Source organism: Allobosea sp. AAP35 (assembly GCF_001295925.1).
Classification (GTDB): Bacteria; Pseudomonadota; Alphaproteobacteria; order Rhizobiales; family Beijerinckiaceae; genus Allobosea.
The window spans coordinates 108,477-124,231 of sequence record NZ_LJHQ01000003.1 but is presented as its reverse complement, the minus strand read 5'-3'; the positions used below and the strand labels follow the sequence as shown (position 1 = coordinate 124,231).

At 66.1% G+C, this 15,755-nt stretch carries 13 protein-coding genes; 6 read left to right on the top strand and 7 right to left on the bottom strand.

All coding sequences use genetic code 11. The annotated features are described in order from the left end of the window. Window positions 1-110: 110 nt before the first annotated feature. Window positions 111-2,816, bottom strand: a complete 2,706-nt coding sequence (locus IP69_RS01605; RefSeq protein ID WP_054141060.1) for an ATP-binding protein — start codon at window positions 2,814-2,816, stop codon at window positions 111-113. Between IP69_RS01605 and IP69_RS01600 the strand changes: the two genes are divergently transcribed. Genes IP69_RS01600 through IP69_RS01590 form a run of 3 tightly spaced genes read left to right on the top strand, consistent with a single transcriptional unit; the run spans window position 2,799 to window position 6,039 of the window. Further along, window positions 2,799-3,389: a response regulator gene (locus IP69_RS01600; protein ID WP_197279615.1), complete on the top strand. Its 591-nt coding sequence runs from the start codon at window positions 2,799-2,801 to the stop codon at window positions 3,387-3,389. The two genes, IP69_RS01605 and IP69_RS01600, sit on opposite strands and share 18 nt — an antisense overlap. A gap of 1 nt (window position 3,390) precedes the next feature. Beyond that, window positions 3,391-4,650, top strand: coding sequence for a pilus assembly protein TadG-related protein (locus tag IP69_RS01595; protein WP_054141058.1), 1,260 nt, complete (start codon window positions 3,391-3,393; stop codon window positions 4,648-4,650). Window positions 4,651-4,704: 54 nt separating this feature from the next. Beyond that, the gene (locus tag IP69_RS01590) at window positions 4,705-6,039 is read left to right on the top strand and encodes a pilus assembly protein TadG-related protein (protein ID WP_082358784.1); all 1,335 of its coding nucleotides are present in this window, start codon (window positions 4,705-4,707) and stop codon (window positions 6,037-6,039) included. Between the two features lie 46 nt (window positions 6,040-6,085). Here the strand turns inward: IP69_RS01590 and IP69_RS01585 are convergent, their stop codons facing one another. Further along, a complete protein-coding gene (locus IP69_RS01585) occupies window positions 6,086-6,811 on the bottom strand; it encodes an EAL domain-containing protein (RefSeq protein ID WP_054141056.1) in 726 nt (241 codons plus the stop codon). 189 nt (window positions 6,812-7,000) lie between these two features. Further along, window positions 7,001-7,609 (bottom strand): Maf-like protein, encoded by a 609-nt coding sequence (locus IP69_RS01580; RefSeq protein ID WP_054141055.1) that lies wholly within the window; start codon window positions 7,607-7,609, stop codon window positions 7,001-7,003. A gap of 346 nt (window positions 7,610-7,955) precedes the next feature. On the opposite strand from IP69_RS01580, the gene IP69_RS01575 reads away from it, so the two are divergent. Beyond that, the gene (locus IP69_RS01575) at window positions 7,956-8,345 is read left to right on the top strand and encodes a hypothetical protein (RefSeq protein ID WP_054141054.1); all 390 of its coding nucleotides are present in this window, start codon (window positions 7,956-7,958) and stop codon (window positions 8,343-8,345) included. A gap of 325 nt (window positions 8,346-8,670) precedes the next feature. On the opposite strand, the gene IP69_RS01570 is transcribed toward IP69_RS01575, so the two are convergent. The 3 genes from IP69_RS01570 to IP69_RS01560 form a co-directional block, all read right to left on the bottom strand. Then, window positions 8,671-10,308, bottom strand: coding sequence for a globin-coupled sensor protein (locus tag IP69_RS01570; RefSeq protein ID WP_054141053.1), 1,638 nt, complete (start codon window positions 10,306-10,308; stop codon window positions 8,671-8,673). Window positions 10,309-10,917: 609 nt separating this feature from the next. Continuing rightward, window positions 10,918-11,763 (bottom strand): phosphatidylcholine/phosphatidylserine synthase, encoded by an 846-nt coding sequence (locus IP69_RS01565; RefSeq protein ID WP_054141052.1) that lies wholly within the window; start codon window positions 11,761-11,763, stop codon window positions 10,918-10,920. Window positions 11,764-11,807: 44 nt separating this feature from the next. Next, entirely contained in the window at window positions 11,808-12,509 is a 702-nt protein-coding gene (locus tag IP69_RS01560) for a phosphatidylserine decarboxylase (protein WP_054141051.1), read from the bottom strand. A 362-nt stretch (window positions 12,510-12,871) separates the two neighbouring features. Between IP69_RS01560 and IP69_RS01555 the strand changes: the two genes are divergently transcribed. Then, window positions 12,872-13,822, top strand: coding sequence for an SDR family oxidoreductase (locus IP69_RS01555; RefSeq protein ID WP_054141398.1), 951 nt, complete (start codon window positions 12,872-12,874; stop codon window positions 13,820-13,822). A gap of 61 nt (window positions 13,823-13,883) precedes the next feature. Next, on the top strand, window positions 13,884-15,254 hold the full coding sequence (locus IP69_RS01550; protein ID WP_054141050.1) for a cytochrome P450: 1,371 nt from the start codon (window positions 13,884-13,886) through the stop codon (window positions 15,252-15,254). Window positions 15,255-15,260: 6 nt separating this feature from the next. Here IP69_RS01550 and IP69_RS01545 read toward each other — a convergent pair whose 3' ends face one another. Beyond that, on the bottom strand, window positions 15,261-15,749 hold the full coding sequence (locus tag IP69_RS01545) for a hypothetical protein (protein WP_054141049.1): 489 nt from the start codon (window positions 15,747-15,749) through the stop codon (window positions 15,261-15,263). Window positions 15,750-15,755: the final 6 nt, after the last annotated feature.

Sequence of the window (15,755 nt, the reverse complement as noted above, 5' to 3'; positions counted from 1 at the left end):
CCTCCCGTTTGGCGCGCCTTGTGAGGCTGGCGCGTTTGCACGCACAAGGATCGGGGGTTATGGCGCGGCGTGCAAGGGCGCGGCGCGGCAAGGTCGGCTGACGCGTACCCTCACGCGGCTTGCGCGAGCGCGGCGTTCAACCGGACATGGGTCTGCCGCAGGATCGCGTCGAGCTCCCGGCAGTCGTCCTCGCTGGCTGGCGCGGCAGCGTTTTCGCGGGCGGCACGCTCCATCTCGCCGGCAAGCGCCGCGACACGGCTGGCTCCGAGATTGGCGCTCATCGATTTCAGGGCATGGGCGCATTTGGCGATCCGGTCGCGGTCTCCGGCCTGCGTCGCCGCGCTCAGGGCCTGCGCCTCCTCGACCGATTTCACCGTGTAGAGCTCGGCGATGCGGCGGGCCGTCTCCAGCGAACCATTGGTCATGGCGATCAGGTCTCGCAGCACGGTCTCGTCGAGATAGACGTCGCTGTCGGGGGTGGCGGGCGACGGAGGTGCGGCTTCCTCTGGAGCGGCCGGCGACGTCCCGAGCGCCCCCTCCGCACCAGAGGGCGCAAAGGCGGCGATGACCGCGCCGAGCCTGGCCAGGGTGAAGGGCTTGTGGACGACATCGTCCATGTCGGCCTGGCGCCAGGCATGGGCAGCGGCGCCGACGACATGGGCGGTCAGCGCGACGATCGGTACGCGCGACCGGCCGGTCTGCGCCTCATGGGCGCGGATGGCGCGCGCCGCGTCGAAACCGTCGAGCCGCGGCATACTGCCATCCATCAGGATCAGATCGAAGACCTTCTGCTTGGCCGCCGCGACAGCCTCGACGCCATCCTCCGCAAAGTCGGCGGCGATGCCGAAGCGACGCAGGGCCGCGTCGGCGACCTCACGGTTGACCGCGCTGTCATCGGCCACGAGGACGCGCAACTGCGGGAATTGGCGCAGCTCGCCCGCATCGGCGCGCGCGGTCGGCATGCGGCGCAGCGGCTCGCCGGCCAGCACGGAGGCAATGATGCGGACGAGGTCGCGGCGTTGGACCGGCCAGGCCAGCACCTCATCGGCGCCAGCCGCGATCAGCGCATCGGCGTCCTCGGTTGCCCCGGCCAGCACGATGACGGTCTGCGCCCGGTCGCGAGCCTGCATCAGCGCCTCGGCAGCGACGATGGCAATGGTGGGCCTGGCCTCTTCCTCTGCTGTGGGGATGGCATCGGCGGTGTGGCTGTTGAAACCAGCAGCGGCGCACGCGGCCTGCAGCATCGCGGCCGTCTGCAGCTGGGGCAAGGCAATGAGGGCGGTTTTGCCAGAGATCTCCGGGGCCTGCCACGGCGGCACCTGCGACGCTTGCGCGACCGGCAGCGCGAAGGAGAAGGTGCTGCCGCGACCAACCTCGCTTTCAACCGTCAGCGTGCCACCCATGGCCGTGACCAGCTGGCGCGCGATCGACAGACCCAGCCCCGTGCCGCCATGGGTGCGGGTGGTCGACTGATCGGCCTGCGAAAAGGATTCAAAGATCGTGCCGAGCTTGTCGGCAGGGATGCCAATGCCAGTATCGGTCACGCTGAACCGAAGATGGCTGTCGTTCTCACGGGTCACCCGGACGGAGACGCCGCCCTGATCGGTGAATTTCAGGGCGTTGTTGACAAGATTGCTCAGAACCTGGCCGAGCCGCACCGGATCGGCACTGATGGTCAGCCCCGTCGGGCTCTCCATGACGGGGCAGAGATCGAGCGCCTTCGAGCGGGCCCGGTCGCCGAAGAGCTGCAGGACGGCGTCGACGGTGTCCTCCGGGTCGATCTCGAGGATCTCGACCTCGAGTTTGCCGGCCTCGATCTTCGAGATGTCGAGAATGTCGTTGATGATTGCGAGCAGGCTGGTGCCGGACCGCGCGATGACCTGTGCCTGACGGCGGGCGCGCTGCGGCAGTTCGGCCGCCGCCAAAAGCTCGGCCATCACCAGAATGCCGTTCATCGGCGTCCTGATCTCGTGGCTCATCGTCGCCAGAAAATCCGACTTGGCCTGGTTGGCCTTGTCGGCCGACAGCGCCGCGCGCTGATAATCGGCGGTGCGGTCGGCAACATCGCGTTCCAGCTTGTCGCGATGGTCGGCGAGCCTGCGGTCGCGCTCGCGGATGTCGCCGATCATGCCGTTGAAGCTGTCGACCAGGATGCCGATCTCGTCGCGCGAGGTGGCCTGCAGCGTCACCCCGTAATCATGCTCGTCGCGGACGCGCGACATCGTCTGCGTCAGGGCACCCAGCGGGCCGGTGATGCGGCGCTGCAGCCGCAGCGCCAGGGCCACGGCAAACAGCGTCGCGATGGCGCCGGTCAGCAGGGTGCCTTCGATGGCGCTGCGGATCAGCGCCGGCAGGTCCCGCGTATCGGCGATGACGCGAAGGCTGCCGACAGGCACGCCGCCATGAACGATCGGGACCGTGGCCTCCATGGTTCGGCTGCGCAGGATCGCAGGCAGTGACCAGCGCGTATCGGGTGCCGCGACGATGAGATCGCCGGCGAGCTGTTCGGCTGCGCCGATATCGGCCAGCGCCAGACCGTCACTCGTTTCGATGCCGGCGAAGGTGATCCCCTTCATGCGGGCAATGGCATTGATCGCCTCATAGGCAGCGCCGGAATCCTGTTCGGACACCGGCCGCGAGGCGGCTGCCGCAATGGCCTGGGCTGCGCTCAGCAATCCGTCACGACGCGACAATGCGTAGCTTTCCGTCTCCCGCCAGACCGATACGGCCACGAGAATGAAGCTCGCCAGCAAGGTCGAGGCGACGACAAGCAGGATCAGCCGGTTGCGAATGGACAAATGCAGACGAAGGGGCATCCGGGAACGATAGGCAGCCCATGCTTACTGAATTCCAAACGAACTCGGCGTTTTCCCGACGTAGCCGCAACTGTTTATTTGCAACTGCTCGCCATGGTTGCTGGGTCAGGCACCAGAACAGTGCCGTGGGAGCGTGTCATGGCGACAGACGGCAACAGCATCCCGTTCAGTTACGTGCTCAGCGATCAGCTTTTGATCCTCGCGGTGGACGATGATCCGATCCAGCGGGAATTCTGCTCGGTCTATCTGGCGACACCGGAGGGTTCGGTCACGACGGCAGCCTCGGCCGAGGAAGGGCTTGCGCTGCTGGCGACCTCCGCTTTCGACGTTGCCCTGATCGATGTCGACATGCCCGGCATGAGCGGCATCGAGATGGTGCGCCGACTGCGCGCCGACCCCCGCTTCGACGATCTGCCGGTGATGGTGATCACCGGGCGCGAGGACATGGTCTCGATCGACGAGGCCTATGCGGCGGGCGCCACCTCTTTCATGTGCAAGCCGGTGAACTGGCGGCTTCTGGGCCACCAGATCCGCTTCATGATTCGGGCGCATCGCGCCCTCAAGGCGGCTTGAGATGACAGCCCCGTTCATGAGCCGCGTCTTGGCGTGTTTTGGCCGCGACGACCGCGGCAGCGCGCTGATCGTGTTCGGGGCCGCTTTGCCCGCCCTGCTGATGGGGGCCGGCATCGTCGTCGATTATGGACTTTTGAGCCAGCAGCGGACGGCCTTTCAAGCCATCGCCGACGCGTCGGCGCTGGCAGCCGCGCGGGAGTTCCGGCTCGCCAATGCCACCCCGACGGCGGTGCAGTCGGCGGCGGAGAAATTCGCGGCGATGTCTCTGCAAGCCGCGAACCATACCGGCACGGTCTCGACGACGATCGACATCAAGAAGCTGACGGTTACCGTCGAGGTCAGCAATGTCGCCAGAACCACCATCATGCATATGTTCGGGACCGAGACGGTGACGGTCGGCGCGCGTGCCACCGCGCGGGTCCTGGGCACGGCATCGATCTGTGTGATCGGTCTGGAGAAGGACAAGAACGAGACGATCTATCTCGAGAAAGACGCGAAGCTCGAGGCGCCGGAATGCGCCGTCTACTCCAATTCGATGAAGAAGGACGGTCTGAAGGCGAAGGACAACTCGCTTCTGCGTGCTCGCTTCATCTGTTCGGCCGGCGGCAGCTACAAGGACAAACACGACAGTTTCGTCCCCAGCCCGACGCTGGACTGCCCCGTTCTGGCCGACCCCCTGGCCTCGCGCCCGCCGCCCGCGATCGGCGGCTGCAGCGCAACCGACCTGAAGATCACAGGCAGCACGACGCTGAACCCTGGCACCTATTGCGGCGGCATCAAGGTCAGCAAGAACGCCGTCGTCACGCTGACGTCAGGGATCTACGTCTTCAAGGACGGGCCGCTCGACGTCTCCGGGACCGCATCCCTCACCGGCGCCAATGTCGGCATCTACCTGAACGGCAAGGGCGCGGTGCTGCGTTTCGACAGCGGCACGAAGATCGATCTCACCGCGCCGAAAGACGGCACGATGGCCGGCATCCTGTTCTTCGAGGACCGCAATTCGCCGGCCAACCAGAAGCACGAGATCCTGAGCAATGACGCAAAGGTGCTGCTGGGAACCCTCTATTTCCCGCAAGGCGAACTGAACATCGGCGCCAACAAGCCGGTCGCCGCCGAGTCGGCCTATACCATCGTCGTCGCGCGGCGCTTCACCTTGTCGGCCGGGCCGACCATGTTCCTCAACGCGAAATACGGATCGACGAACATCCCGGTTCCCGAAGGCGTCGGCCCGGGTTCGACCGCAGCCCATCTGGCTCGCTGACGTGGCGCAGGAACCGCCGCAAAAAGGTGCCGTCACCTGCATGAAGATCGGCGCATGACAGCTCACGGCCCCGGCCCGGGGCCGTCCAGGCGGGCGCGTGCGGCAAACATTCGGGGTGGCGACGCCATCATCGTCATGGTTCGACGCTTCCGGAGCAGCAACCAGGGCGGCGTCGTGATCGCGGCGGCGATCGCGCTGCCCGTTCTCCTGGTCGGCGCCGGCATCACCATCGACTACGGATACGCGACCCGCGACCGGGTGGTGATGCAGGCTGCGGCCGATGCCACGGCGATCGCGGCGGCGCGGGAGTTGTCGAACGGGTACCTTACGGACAAGCGCATTTCCGAGGTGGTGAACGGCTTCGCGCTGCGTCAACTCGAATCACACAGCCTCCATACTGGGAATTCCGTGACGGCGCGGATCACCAATGACAATCGATCGGTCGAAGTTCGCATCGCTCGCCCCATGCGAAACTCATTTCCGGGCCTGCTGCCGACCAATGAGGCCGGCATCAGCGCCACGGCCACAGCCACCGTCGTCGGCAATCAGAAAATCTGTGTGGTCGCTCTCGATCTGGCGAGCACCGAGGCGATCTACATGAAGTCGAATTCCTGGCTGACAGCGCAGGATTGCAACGTCTACTCGAATTCGAAGAGCGCCACCGGCGTCAAATCCGACAGCGGCATCCGTGTGACCGCGAAGCTGTTCTGCTCGGCCGGCGGCTATTCCGGTTCGGGCCAATTCGTCGCTCGCAAGCTGGTCGACTGCCCTCCGGTCGACGACCCCCTCGCGGCGCGACCGGGGCCGCCCGCCGAGGCCTGCAAGGCGCAACACCTCAGCGTCATCGACAAGGGATCGACGAACGCACGCCATGTCCTGACGCCCGGCACCTATTGCGGCGGCCTCTTCATCGGCGGGAACTCCGTGGTGAAGTTCGAACCCGGAGCCTATGTCATCAAGGACGGGCCCCTCGTCGTCGACTCCAATGCCGATATCCGCGGCGATCATGTCGGCTTCTACCTTCAGGGCGAGAAGACCACGTTCCAGTTCCTCAGCAACGCCAAGGTCGTTCTCAACGCGCCCAAGGACGGGCCTCTGGCCGGTTTGCTGTTTTTCGAAGACCGGGCCGTGTCGCTGGACCGGGAACATGTGATCAAAAGCAATTACGTGTCCAACCTGACCGGCACGATGTATCTGCCGCGCGGCAAGCTCGTGATCGACGCCACCAACGAAGTGGCCCAGCAGTCCGCCTTCACGCTGATCGTGGTGCGGAAGCTCTATCTTTCGGCAAACCCGAAACTCGTGGTGAAGTCCGATTACCGCGCGAGCGAAGTGCCGGTTCCAAAGGGCCTGGGACCGCTGGGCGGGGATCCCGTCCTGTCGCAGTGAGACATGCCGCGCCATCTCCCGCTTGCGGCAGTGCGATCCTGCAGCCTCACCGCGTCGCCGGCCACCCGCTCGCGATGAACGCATCGATGTCGCTGGCGCTCACCGCAGGCGAATAGAGGTAGCCCTGCAGAAGATGGCAGCCGGCCACGCGCAGGAATTGCTGCTGGGCTTTCGTTTCCACGCCTTCCGCCACGACCTTCAGTCCCAGGGCGCGCGACAGCGCCGTGACCGCCTGGACAATGGCGGCCGCCTTGAGTTCGCCCGTGCTGCCGATCAAAGAGCGATCGAGCTTCAATTTGTCGATCGGGAGCTTCTGCAGATAGGCGAGGCTGGAATAGCCGGTGCCGAAATCGTCCAGCGCGATGCTGATCCTGCTTTGACGCAGGAGGTTCATCGTCGCGATGGCGCCCTCGAAATTCTCGATGATCCCGCTCTCGAGCAATTCGAGTTCGAGCTGCCCGGGGTCGATGCCGATCTCGCCGATGACATCCAGCAAAAGGCTGGCAAAATCGGGAGACTGGAATTGACGGGCACTGATGTTGATCGCGATCGTCAGCCCCGGCCAGCGCCGGGCGTCCGTGCAGGCCTGCCGGATCACCCACCAATCCAGCTGATCAGCCTGCGCGTCGCTGTCGATCCGGCCCAGAATGCCATCCGGGCCAGACACGGCGCCGTCAGGATGGACGGATCGCAGCAGGCACTCGACCCCCAGCAGCGTCTTGCCGTCCGAACTGACCTGCGGCTGATAGAAAAGGCGGGCGTCTGCGAGCATGGGGTCTTGCACACTCGGACTCACTGGCAAGCGCCCCGTTCAATCGTGAATGGTGGGCCCTCTGAGGGCACAGTGTAGGCGCTCTCGCGCCAGGCCACAACCACCGGAGGCATGAGGCTGGTCAACCCACGTCGCTGAAAACGGTTCCTCATGCGCTGAAGCCTCGACCATGCCGGAAGCCCGGGCGCCCTACCCCACATTCATCCAGCCGAACCGCACGGGAAATCCCTCGCCGCCGAGCAAGTTCACCGTCTCATAGAGCGGCAGACCCACCACGCCGGTGTAGGAGCCGACGAGCTTGACCACGAAGGAGCCGGCGATGCCCTGGATGGCGTAGCCACCGGCCTTGCCGCGCCATTCGCCCGAGGCGAGATAGGTCTCGATGTCCTCGGTCGCGAGGCGCTTGAAGCGCAGCCTGGTCTCGACCACGCGCTCGCGGATCGCGCCACCCGGCGTCACCAACGCGACCGCGGTGTAGACCCTGTGAGCCCGGCCCGAGAGCAGGCGCAGGCAGGCTGCGGCTTCATCCACGATCTCGGCCTTGGGCAGGATGCGCCGGCCGACCGCGACGACTGTGTCGGCGGCGACGATGTAGCAGCCTTCGAGATCGGGCCGGCTGGCGGCGCCGATCTTAGCAGCCTGCGCCTTCTCGCGGGCGAGGCGGCGGGAGAGATCGCGCGGGCGCTCGCCCTTCAGCGGCGTCTCGTCGAGATCGGCCGGCAGCATCGCATCGGGCTTGAGGCCCGCCTGTTCGAGAAGCGCGAGCCTGCGCGGCGAGGCCGAGGCGAGGACCAGCATCGGCCGCCAACCGGGATGTTTGGGAGAGGCAAAGAAGCTCACGGGCAGTCCGAACCGATTCCGGCGCGGGCGGGACGCCGCGCATAGGCAACAGGCTCTAGAGCATTTTGGGCAGGGGAGAAATACGCAGCACGGCGGCCAGCCCAGCGATGCGCCAGACGCACGCCATCACACTGTTCTTGCTCTCGGCATTCACCATGCGCATCATACATGCAACCTCCGCCGCTACGCGGCGTTGCACCTTTGACCGCGAAAGGCCACAGTTGATCGACCTGTCGGCCGGTGCACTATCTGGCCGTTCTGCGCCCTTGGCGCGATCTTTCCCATCTTTCCGGAGCCTTCCGTCATGGCGTCATCGACCCGAAAGACGCGTCCCGCGGCCGCCGCCGGGGTCGAGGCGCAGGCGCTTGCCGCCCGCATGGTGACGTTGCAGGCCGATGCCGGCATGACCATCGCGCTGCGCATGCCGATCCTGATGCGCGGCGCGCTCGGCGATAGCCACGGCCAGCGCGAGGCGGCCAGTGCGGTCAGCGAGAAGATGTCCGCCGTGATGGAGAGCGGCTTTGCCGCCAGCCAGGCCGCCGTGATGTTCTGGTGGGGGGTCGCGCTCAATCCGCTGGCCGCCGTCGATTATGCCGAGGAAGCCGCCAAGGTCGCCAATTCGACGCTCGAGCCGTTCTCCAAGCGGACCCGCGCCAATGCGGCGAGGCTGACGCGCCCCGGCCGCAAGCGCTGATCGCCCTCAGGCTGATCGCAGCCGGCTCCGCAGACCCGCCGGTGCGATGCGGCGGAAGTGCCGTCGACGGGTCCAGAAACCCTGTTCGACGTCTCACTCTCACTCGTGAATCGCGCCGCAGCGCCTGACCTTGGAGACCACGCCGTCTCTTGACGGCCGACCCTGGAGCAAACGCATCGCGCAGCGTTCGTGGAGCGCCGATGAATGGTCACGTCAGCGGCTTTCGCTGCCGAACCCGACAGCCCCCGCTGACGGCCTTTTGGAGTTTCAACGCGTCAGGGGCGCACCAGCCCAGCGAGCCGGCGCGCTCCTGACGTCGCAAGCGCTAGAACTCGTCCCAGCCCGTCGCCTGCGGACGGCCATTGGCGACCTGCTTGGTGGCCCGGCCGGGAGAGAAGGCGGCGGCGGCAAGCTTGCGCAGGCGCTCGGGCTCGGCAGGCACGATCGGAGCGCCGGTATAGCCCCCCTCCCTGGCCGCCAGCCCGAGGCCGGCCTGTTGGCTGGTGCGGAAAGCAGCGACCAGATCGTTCAGCTCGCCGACCTTGGCGAAGAGCAGGCTGGCGGATGCGGCGCTGCGCTCGGCGAGCGACGCGTTCTGCTGGGTCATCTGGTCGAGCTGCGCGACCGACTGGCTCATCTCGTCCACTCCCGTCGCCTGCTGGGCGGCTGCTGCCGAAATCTCGACGATGGTGTCGGAGACCGCACCGGAATCGACGACGATCTGCGTCAGCGCATCGCCAGCCCGGCGCACCAGCGAGACACCCTGCTGCACCTGGACGTTCGACGATGCGATCAGCGCCGCGATGTCCTTCGCCGCTTCACCGGAGCGCTGCGCCAGCGTGCGGACCTCGCTGGCGACGACCGCGAAGCCGCGGCCGGCATCGCCCGCGCGAGCCGCCTCCACCGCCGCATTCAGCGCCAGCAGATTGGTCTGGAAAGCGATGTCGTCGATGACCCGGATGATGTCGGAGATCTTGTGGGAAGCCTCCTCGATCATGTTCATGGCCTCGACCGCCTGTGTCGCGATCTCGCCGCCGGAGCGGGCGCTCGACATGGCACGGGAGGCGAGATCGGCCGCCTGACGCGCGGCATGGGCCGAAGCCTTGACGGAGGCCGCCATCTCCTCGCTCGTCGCCGCCGTCTCCTCCAGCGCCGAGGCCTGCTGCTCTGTACGCTGTGAGAGGTCGTTGGCGCCGCTCTTGATGTCCGCCGACTTGGCCTGCGCCTCGGCGGAGGCGGCCTTGATCGTCGTCATGGTGCGGGAGAGCTTCTCGACAGTGACGTTGAAACTCTCCTTCATGCCCTCGAAAATTGCAGGCACGGAATGGTCGATGCGGGCGCTGAGATCGCCGGCGGCCAGCCGGCCGAAGGCATCGCCGAAGAGGCCGACCACCTCCTGCTGCGAGGTCCGGATCGCCTCCGCCGCGACCTCGGCCTGCTTCGCCTCAGCCTCGAGGCGTGCCTTCTCGGCCGCCTCGAAATAGACGCTCACGGCGAGTTCGATGTCGAGCAGCACGACCTTGCTCAGGCTGGCCAGCGAATTGGCGAGTTGCTCGCTGTCGCCCGAGCCGGCAAACCAGCCCTTCTTGCGGCCCTGTGCCGACACTGCGGCTCGGATCAGGTCCTCCAGCACCAGCGCATAACCGCCAATGTACCAGCGCGGCTCCAGCCCGATGCGGGCATGCGTCTGACCGACCGTTGAAACACGGCGATAGTAATCCTCGCCGAACTCACCCTCGACGATGATTTCCCAGTGCGAAATCTGGCGATCTCGCGCCGATTTCATCATAGTCTCCGAGGAGAAGAACTTTCGCGTCTCGGGATAACGCTTGATGTGCTCGTAGAACCGCGCTAGCGCGACCGGCATCTGCGCGGCCACGATCGGTTTCAGCCGCTTGACGTCATCTTTCGTCTTCTGGTCGATCTGCAGAAATTCGAGGCGATCGTTGATGGGGGACGTCACGAGGGGCTCCTCTAAAGAAACCTTGGCACTGACCATGATGGGTGAAGTGTAGCGCCGCCGAACCGCATCATGCCTGATGCGTCGAGGCGCTTGACCCTTCAAAATAAGATGCAAAAATAATAATAATTCGTTAAAACTGATTCCTAGAGGTTTATTATATGACATTCCATTACGTCAGCTTTTGAATATGCTGTGTAAATCTGTCCTTACATGGAATAGTTGCGTTTTTTTGACATGTTCGATCGAGCTGTGCGCCAGCCTTACCCTGCGTTCACGCGGATCGCTGCGACACCTCTCCACGCCGCATAGCGCGATGGCCGCGCGGAAGGGCCCTGCAAGGGCCGCCCTGTCCGTTCCCCGGAAATCTTCCATAGCGTCATCGACCCCGAAAGCCGCGTCCCGCGGCCATCGCCGGGGTCGAGGCCCAGGCGTTCGCCGGCCGTATGGCGACGCCGCAGGCCAATGCCGCCAGGACGCGGTCGCCGACATGCCGAGACACCCGCCAATTCGACCCTTGCGCCGCTCTTCGGGCGCACCCGCTCCCATGCGGCGAGGCTGACGCGCCTCGGCCGCCAGCGCTGATCGCCCCTCAGGCCGACCGCAGCGTGATCAGGCCGGACCCGCCGGCGCATCCTCGGCAACGGGGGACGCCGCCGCAGCCGCCTCGTGTTCGCGGTCGAGCTTGCGGTAGCGGGCCGCGCTGAGCGGGATCGTGGCGAGATAGGCGAGCACGATCAGCGCCAGCATCTCGAAGGGATAGGCGAAGAACAGCCCCGCCACGACCACGACCGCCACGAAGATCGGCAGCACCCTGTCGCGCGGGATGCGGGTGCCCAGCGTCTTGCCGGCATAGCAGGGGATGCGCGAGATCGTCAGGAAGGCGATGAACAGGATGTAGAGGCCGACCGGCACCGCGCCGTAGTCCTGCACCGGCACGCCGATGAAATGCAGATAGAGCGGCAGCATCGCCGTGATCGCTCCGGCCGGGGCCGGCATGCCGACGAAGAAGTTCTTCTGCCATTCCGGCCGATCGGGATCGTCGATCATGACGTTGAAGCGCGCCAGCCGCAGCGCCATGGCGCAGGCCAGGGTCAGCACGATGATCCAGCCGAAGGAGCGCAGATCGTGCAGCACGAAGATCCACAGGACATAGCCGGTGGCGACGCCGAAATTGACGAAATCCGAGAGCGAATCGAGCTCGGCGCCGAAGCGCGAGGTGCCCTTCAGCATGCGCGCCAGGCGGCCATCGACGCCATCGAGCGCGGCGGCGACGAGAATGCAGATGGTGGCGGTCTCGAGCTTGCCCTCGACGACGAGGCGCATCGCCGTCAGGCCGAGGCAGAGCGCCAGCAGCGTGATGACATTGGGCGCGATCAGCCGGAATGGAATCGACTTGAAGCGGGCGCGCCGGGATTCGGCGCGTTCGGGCTCGAAGGGGGGAAAGAGATCGCTCATGCCAGCCGGGATACGCGGTTTTGGGGCCGGAGGCTAGGCGGCACTCAAATCCCGCGGAAGAGCCGCAGCGCCGGCTCGCTGCCGGCGAAATCGGCCAGCACTGTCTCGCCTGCAAACGCCGTCTGGCCCTCGCCGACCAGCGGAATCACGCCGAGCGGAAGATAGACGTCAACCCGCGAGCCGAAGCGGATCAGGCCAAAGCGCTCGCCGGTGCCGATCAACTCGCCCTCCTTGACGAAGGGCACGATGCGGCGCGCGATCAGGCCGGCGATCTGGACGACGCCAACGATCCCGTGGCTGGTTTCGATCGCCAGCGCGTTGCGTTCGTTGTCGTCGCTGGCCTTGTCGAGATCGGCATTAAGGAAGAGGCCCGGCGTGTAGGCCATCTTGACGATGCGGCCCGGGACCGGGGCCCGATTCACATGGCAGTCGAAGACGTTCATGAAAATCGAGATGCGCGTCATCGGTTCGGCCGGGAGGTTCAATTCCGGCGGCGGCAGGGCCGAGGCGATCTGGCTGACGCGGCCGTCGGCCGGCGAGATCACCAGCCCCTCGCGCTGCGGCGTGATGCGGATCGGATCGCGGAAGAAATAGCAGATCCACAGCGTGACGATCGCGCCGATCCAGCCGAAGGGCGACCAGAGATTGGCGAGCACGATCGTCGCCACCAGGCCGATGGCGATGAAAACATAGCCCTCCTTGTGGATGGGCACGATCACCTTGCGGACGGAATCGACGAGCGACATGGGTTTTCAGGTTCCGTGGTGCGGAGGGCGCGGATGGTGCGCCGTCTGATGAGGTCTGCGACAAGGCTGCGGCGAAACGGTGTCGCCGCCGGCTGCTCTGCCGCCGCTGGGATATCAGCGCTGTTTAGGGCGTTCGAGGCGCCGGGGGAAGAGCGTCATCGCCGCGCCCTCGCGGGGAGCGCGAGCGCGCGGAGGATGGAACCCCCTGTTCGCCCACCTGTTCACCCCTCGACAGGCGCGCGACAGGCAAGGACCCTCCCATGGCGAAATCCACGAAGAAGCCCACCTCCGGCAAGACTGACAAGGCGGCGCAGCCCGACAAGGCGGTGAAGCCCGGCAAGCAGTCGAAGCCCGACAAGGCGTTGAAGGCGGCTGGCGAGCAGCAGCGTCGCATTCAGAAGGACATTGCCCGGTCCGACAGGAAACCCACCAAGGAGGCCGAGGGCGCGATGCAGGCCGGCGCGCGAAACTACCCGGAGCCGCCCTTCAAGAAGCAGCACCAGCCCAAGCCCGGTTCGGAAGCAGCGCTCGATCCGGCGCCGATGTATGACGCGCCCTATTACAAGGGTTCGGGCAAGCTCGAGGGCAAGGTTGCGATCATCACCGGGGGCGATTCCGGCATCGGACGGGCCGTTGCGGTGTTTTTTGCGCGCGAGGGCGCGGATGTCGCCATCCTGCATCTCGACGAAAGCCTTGACGCCGCCGACACGCTGAAGGCGATCGAGGCGGAAGGCCAGCGCGGCATGGCGCTTGCTGGCGATGTCCGCGATGCCAATTTCTGCCGCAAGGCCGTCGACACGGTCGTCAAGGCCTTCGGGCAGCTCGATGTGCTGGTCAACAACGCCGCGTTCCAGGTCCATGCCTCGCGTCTCGAGGATCTGAGCGAAGAGCATTTCGACACGACACTGAAGACCAATCTCTACGGCTATTTCCACATGGCGCAGGCGGCGGTGGCGCAGATGGGCCAGGGCGGCGCGATCGTCAACACGGGGTCAGTCACGGGGCTCACCGGCAGCAAAGAGCTGATCGACTATTCGATGACGAAGGGCGGCATTCACGCCTTCACCCGGGCGTTGTCGGCGCAGCTCGTGGCGCGCGGCATCCGCGTCAACGCGGTGGCGCCCGGGCCCGTGTGGACCCCGCTCAATCCATCCGACCGGGAGGCGGACGACGTCGCGCAGTTTGGCTCGCAGACGCCGATGAAGCGGCCCGCCCAGCCGGAGGAGATCGCGCCGGCCTATGTCTTCCTCGCCTCGGCGCAGTGCTCCAGCTACATCACGGGCGAAATCCTGCCGATCATCGGCGGCTACTGATTGCGGCCCCGATGACGCCGCATTGCACCACGATTCTGGCGCGCGACGATGGAGACGCGCCATGGCGATACTCGATGCGCTTGAGATGACGGCCGAGCCGTCCGGCTTGGTGACAAGCCGGCGGCCCACCTTGTCCGTCATCGCTTCGCTGCTGCGCAATCCACTTCAGGCGATGCCGCCGGAGGTCTATCGCGAGACCCTTGTGCTGGCGAAGACCGGCCGGCGAACCAGCCTTTATGTCTGCGACCCGGCGCTGATCCAGGAAGCGCTGACGAAGCAGGCGACCAACCTTGGCAAGGGCGATCTGATCCGCAAGGTGCTGGGCCCGGCCATCGGCGAAGGCCTGCTGACGGCCGATGGCGCCCATTGGCGCTGGCAGCGCCAGGCGGTGGCGACTGGTTTCCAGCATGAGCGGCTGCTCGGTTTCCTGCCCGCGATGATCGCGGCCGCGGAAGCGACGCGCGAGCGCTGGCGTGTCGGGGGAGCCGCGCTCGATATCGGCCATGAGATGATGCGCACGACCTTCGACATCATCGTCGAGACGATGATGTCGGGGTCTCAGGCGCTCGACGTCGCAAAGGTCGAGCAGGCGATCTCCGACTATCTCGAACCGACCAACTTCATGTTCGTCTACAATCTGTTCCGCGCGCCGGACTGGCTGCCTTATCCCGGGCGAGGCAAGGCACGGGCTTCGACCCGCTATCTGCGCGAGAGCCTCGGTGGGCTGGTGCGCCAGCGCCGCGCCGAGCCGCCCGAGCGTGGCGATCTGCTCGACATGCTGCTGGCGAGCGCCGACCCCGAGACCGGCCGGGCGATGAGCGATGGCGAAGTCGTCGACAACCTCCTGACCTTCGTCACCGCCGGGCACGAGACCACTGCGCTGGGGCTGGCCTGGACCCTGCACTTGCTGGCGCAGCACCGCGACTGGGAGGCGAAAGTGCTTGCCGAGATCGCCGTGGTTACCGGTGGCGGGCCGCTGCTCCCGGTGCATATCGCTGCCCTGCCTCTGACGAAGGCCGTGTTTCAGGAGGCCATGCGGCTGTACCCGCCTGCCCCCGTGATCACGCGCCAGGTCGAGGCGCCGTTCACGCTGGGCGGCGTTTCGCTGAAGGAGGGCATGGTGCTCTATGTGCCGATCCAGGCGGTGCATCGGCATGAGCGGCTCTGGGACCGGCCGGACATGTTCGACCCCGCGCGGTTCCTGGGGGACGCCGGTCGCGGACGGCATCGCTATGCCTATCTGCCCTTTGGCGCAGGCCCGCGCATCTGCATCGGCAGCGCGTTCGCGACAATGGAGGCGGTTGCGATCCTCGCCGTGCTGCTGCCGGCGCTGCGACTCGACCCGGTCTCTGGAAAGGCGCCCGAGCCGACGCTCAAGATCACGCTGCGGCCGAAGCACCCGCTACGGATGACGGCGAAGGCGCGTGCGTAAGCGGCGTCAGGCCAGCGCGCGATAGGTCGTGAAGCGGCGCGCCGCGAGCCAGGTCAGTGCCACGAAGACCACGAGCAAGAGCCCTTCGGCGATCGCGAAGGGCGGCTCGGACCCGGTCGGCGCCATGGCGTGCAAGGCGGGGACCTTTTGGAAGAGCTGTGCCACCAGCACGAAGAGCAGCAGATAAAAGCTCAGCATCGCGGTGATGGCGTAGAGACGGCGCCAGGCGCCGTCGAGCCGGCGGGCATAGAGCGCGTAGCCGGCCACCGTGACGATGACGAGCGCAATCCCGCCGATGATATGGGACGGCAGCACGCCATTGAAGGGAAAGCCGAAACCGGTCGCGCTGGTGGCGAAAGCGGTCGAGAGGAAGACGCCGGTCCAGCCGGAGCGGATGTGACCGTTCAACAGCCCAGCCGCGACGGGAAACCCCGCTACGATGGCAACCAGGCTGAGCCAAGTGTGAAAGCCTACGAATGTGGTCGGATCGAACATGGAAAG

What these genes read in the sequence shown, in the direction of transcription:
- IP69_RS01575 (WP_054141054.1), top strand. Translation starts at nt 7,956, where the DNA reads ATGGCGTCATCGACCCGAAAGACGCGTCCCGCGGCCGCCGCCGGGGTC.
- IP69_RS01605 (WP_054141060.1), bottom strand. Translation starts at nt 2,816, where the DNA reads ATGCCCCTTCGTCTGCATTTGTCCATTCGCAACCGGCTGATCCTGCTT.
- IP69_RS01565 (WP_054141052.1), bottom strand. Translation starts at nt 11,763, where the DNA reads ATGAGCGATCTCTTTCCCCCCTTCGAGCCCGAACGCGCCGAATCCCGG.
- IP69_RS01560 (WP_054141051.1), bottom strand. Translation starts at nt 12,509, where the DNA reads ATGTCGCTCGTCGATTCCGTCCGCAAGGTGATCGTGCCCATCCACAAG.
- IP69_RS01545 (WP_054141049.1), bottom strand. Translation starts at nt 15,749, where the DNA reads ATGTTCGATCCGACCACATTCGTAGGCTTTCACACTTGGCTCAGCCTG.
- IP69_RS01595 (WP_054141058.1), top strand. Translation starts at nt 3,391, where the DNA reads ATGACAGCCCCGTTCATGAGCCGCGTCTTGGCGTGTTTTGGCCGCGAC.
- IP69_RS01600 (WP_197279615.1), top strand. Translation starts at nt 2,799, where the DNA reads ATGCAGACGAAGGGGCATCCGGGAACGATAGGCAGCCCATGCTTACTG.
- IP69_RS01590 (WP_082358784.1), top strand. Translation starts at nt 4,705, where the DNA reads ATGACAGCTCACGGCCCCGGCCCGGGGCCGTCCAGGCGGGCGCGTGCG.
- IP69_RS01550 (WP_054141050.1), top strand. Translation starts at nt 13,884, where the DNA reads ATGGCGATACTCGATGCGCTTGAGATGACGGCCGAGCCGTCCGGCTTG.
- IP69_RS01585 (WP_054141056.1), bottom strand. Translation starts at nt 6,811, where the DNA reads ATGCTCGCAGACGCCCGCCTTTTCTATCAGCCGCAGGTCAGTTCGGAC.
- IP69_RS01580 (WP_054141055.1), bottom strand. Translation starts at nt 7,609, where the DNA reads ATGCTGGTCCTCGCCTCGGCCTCGCCGCGCAGGCTCGCGCTTCTCGAA.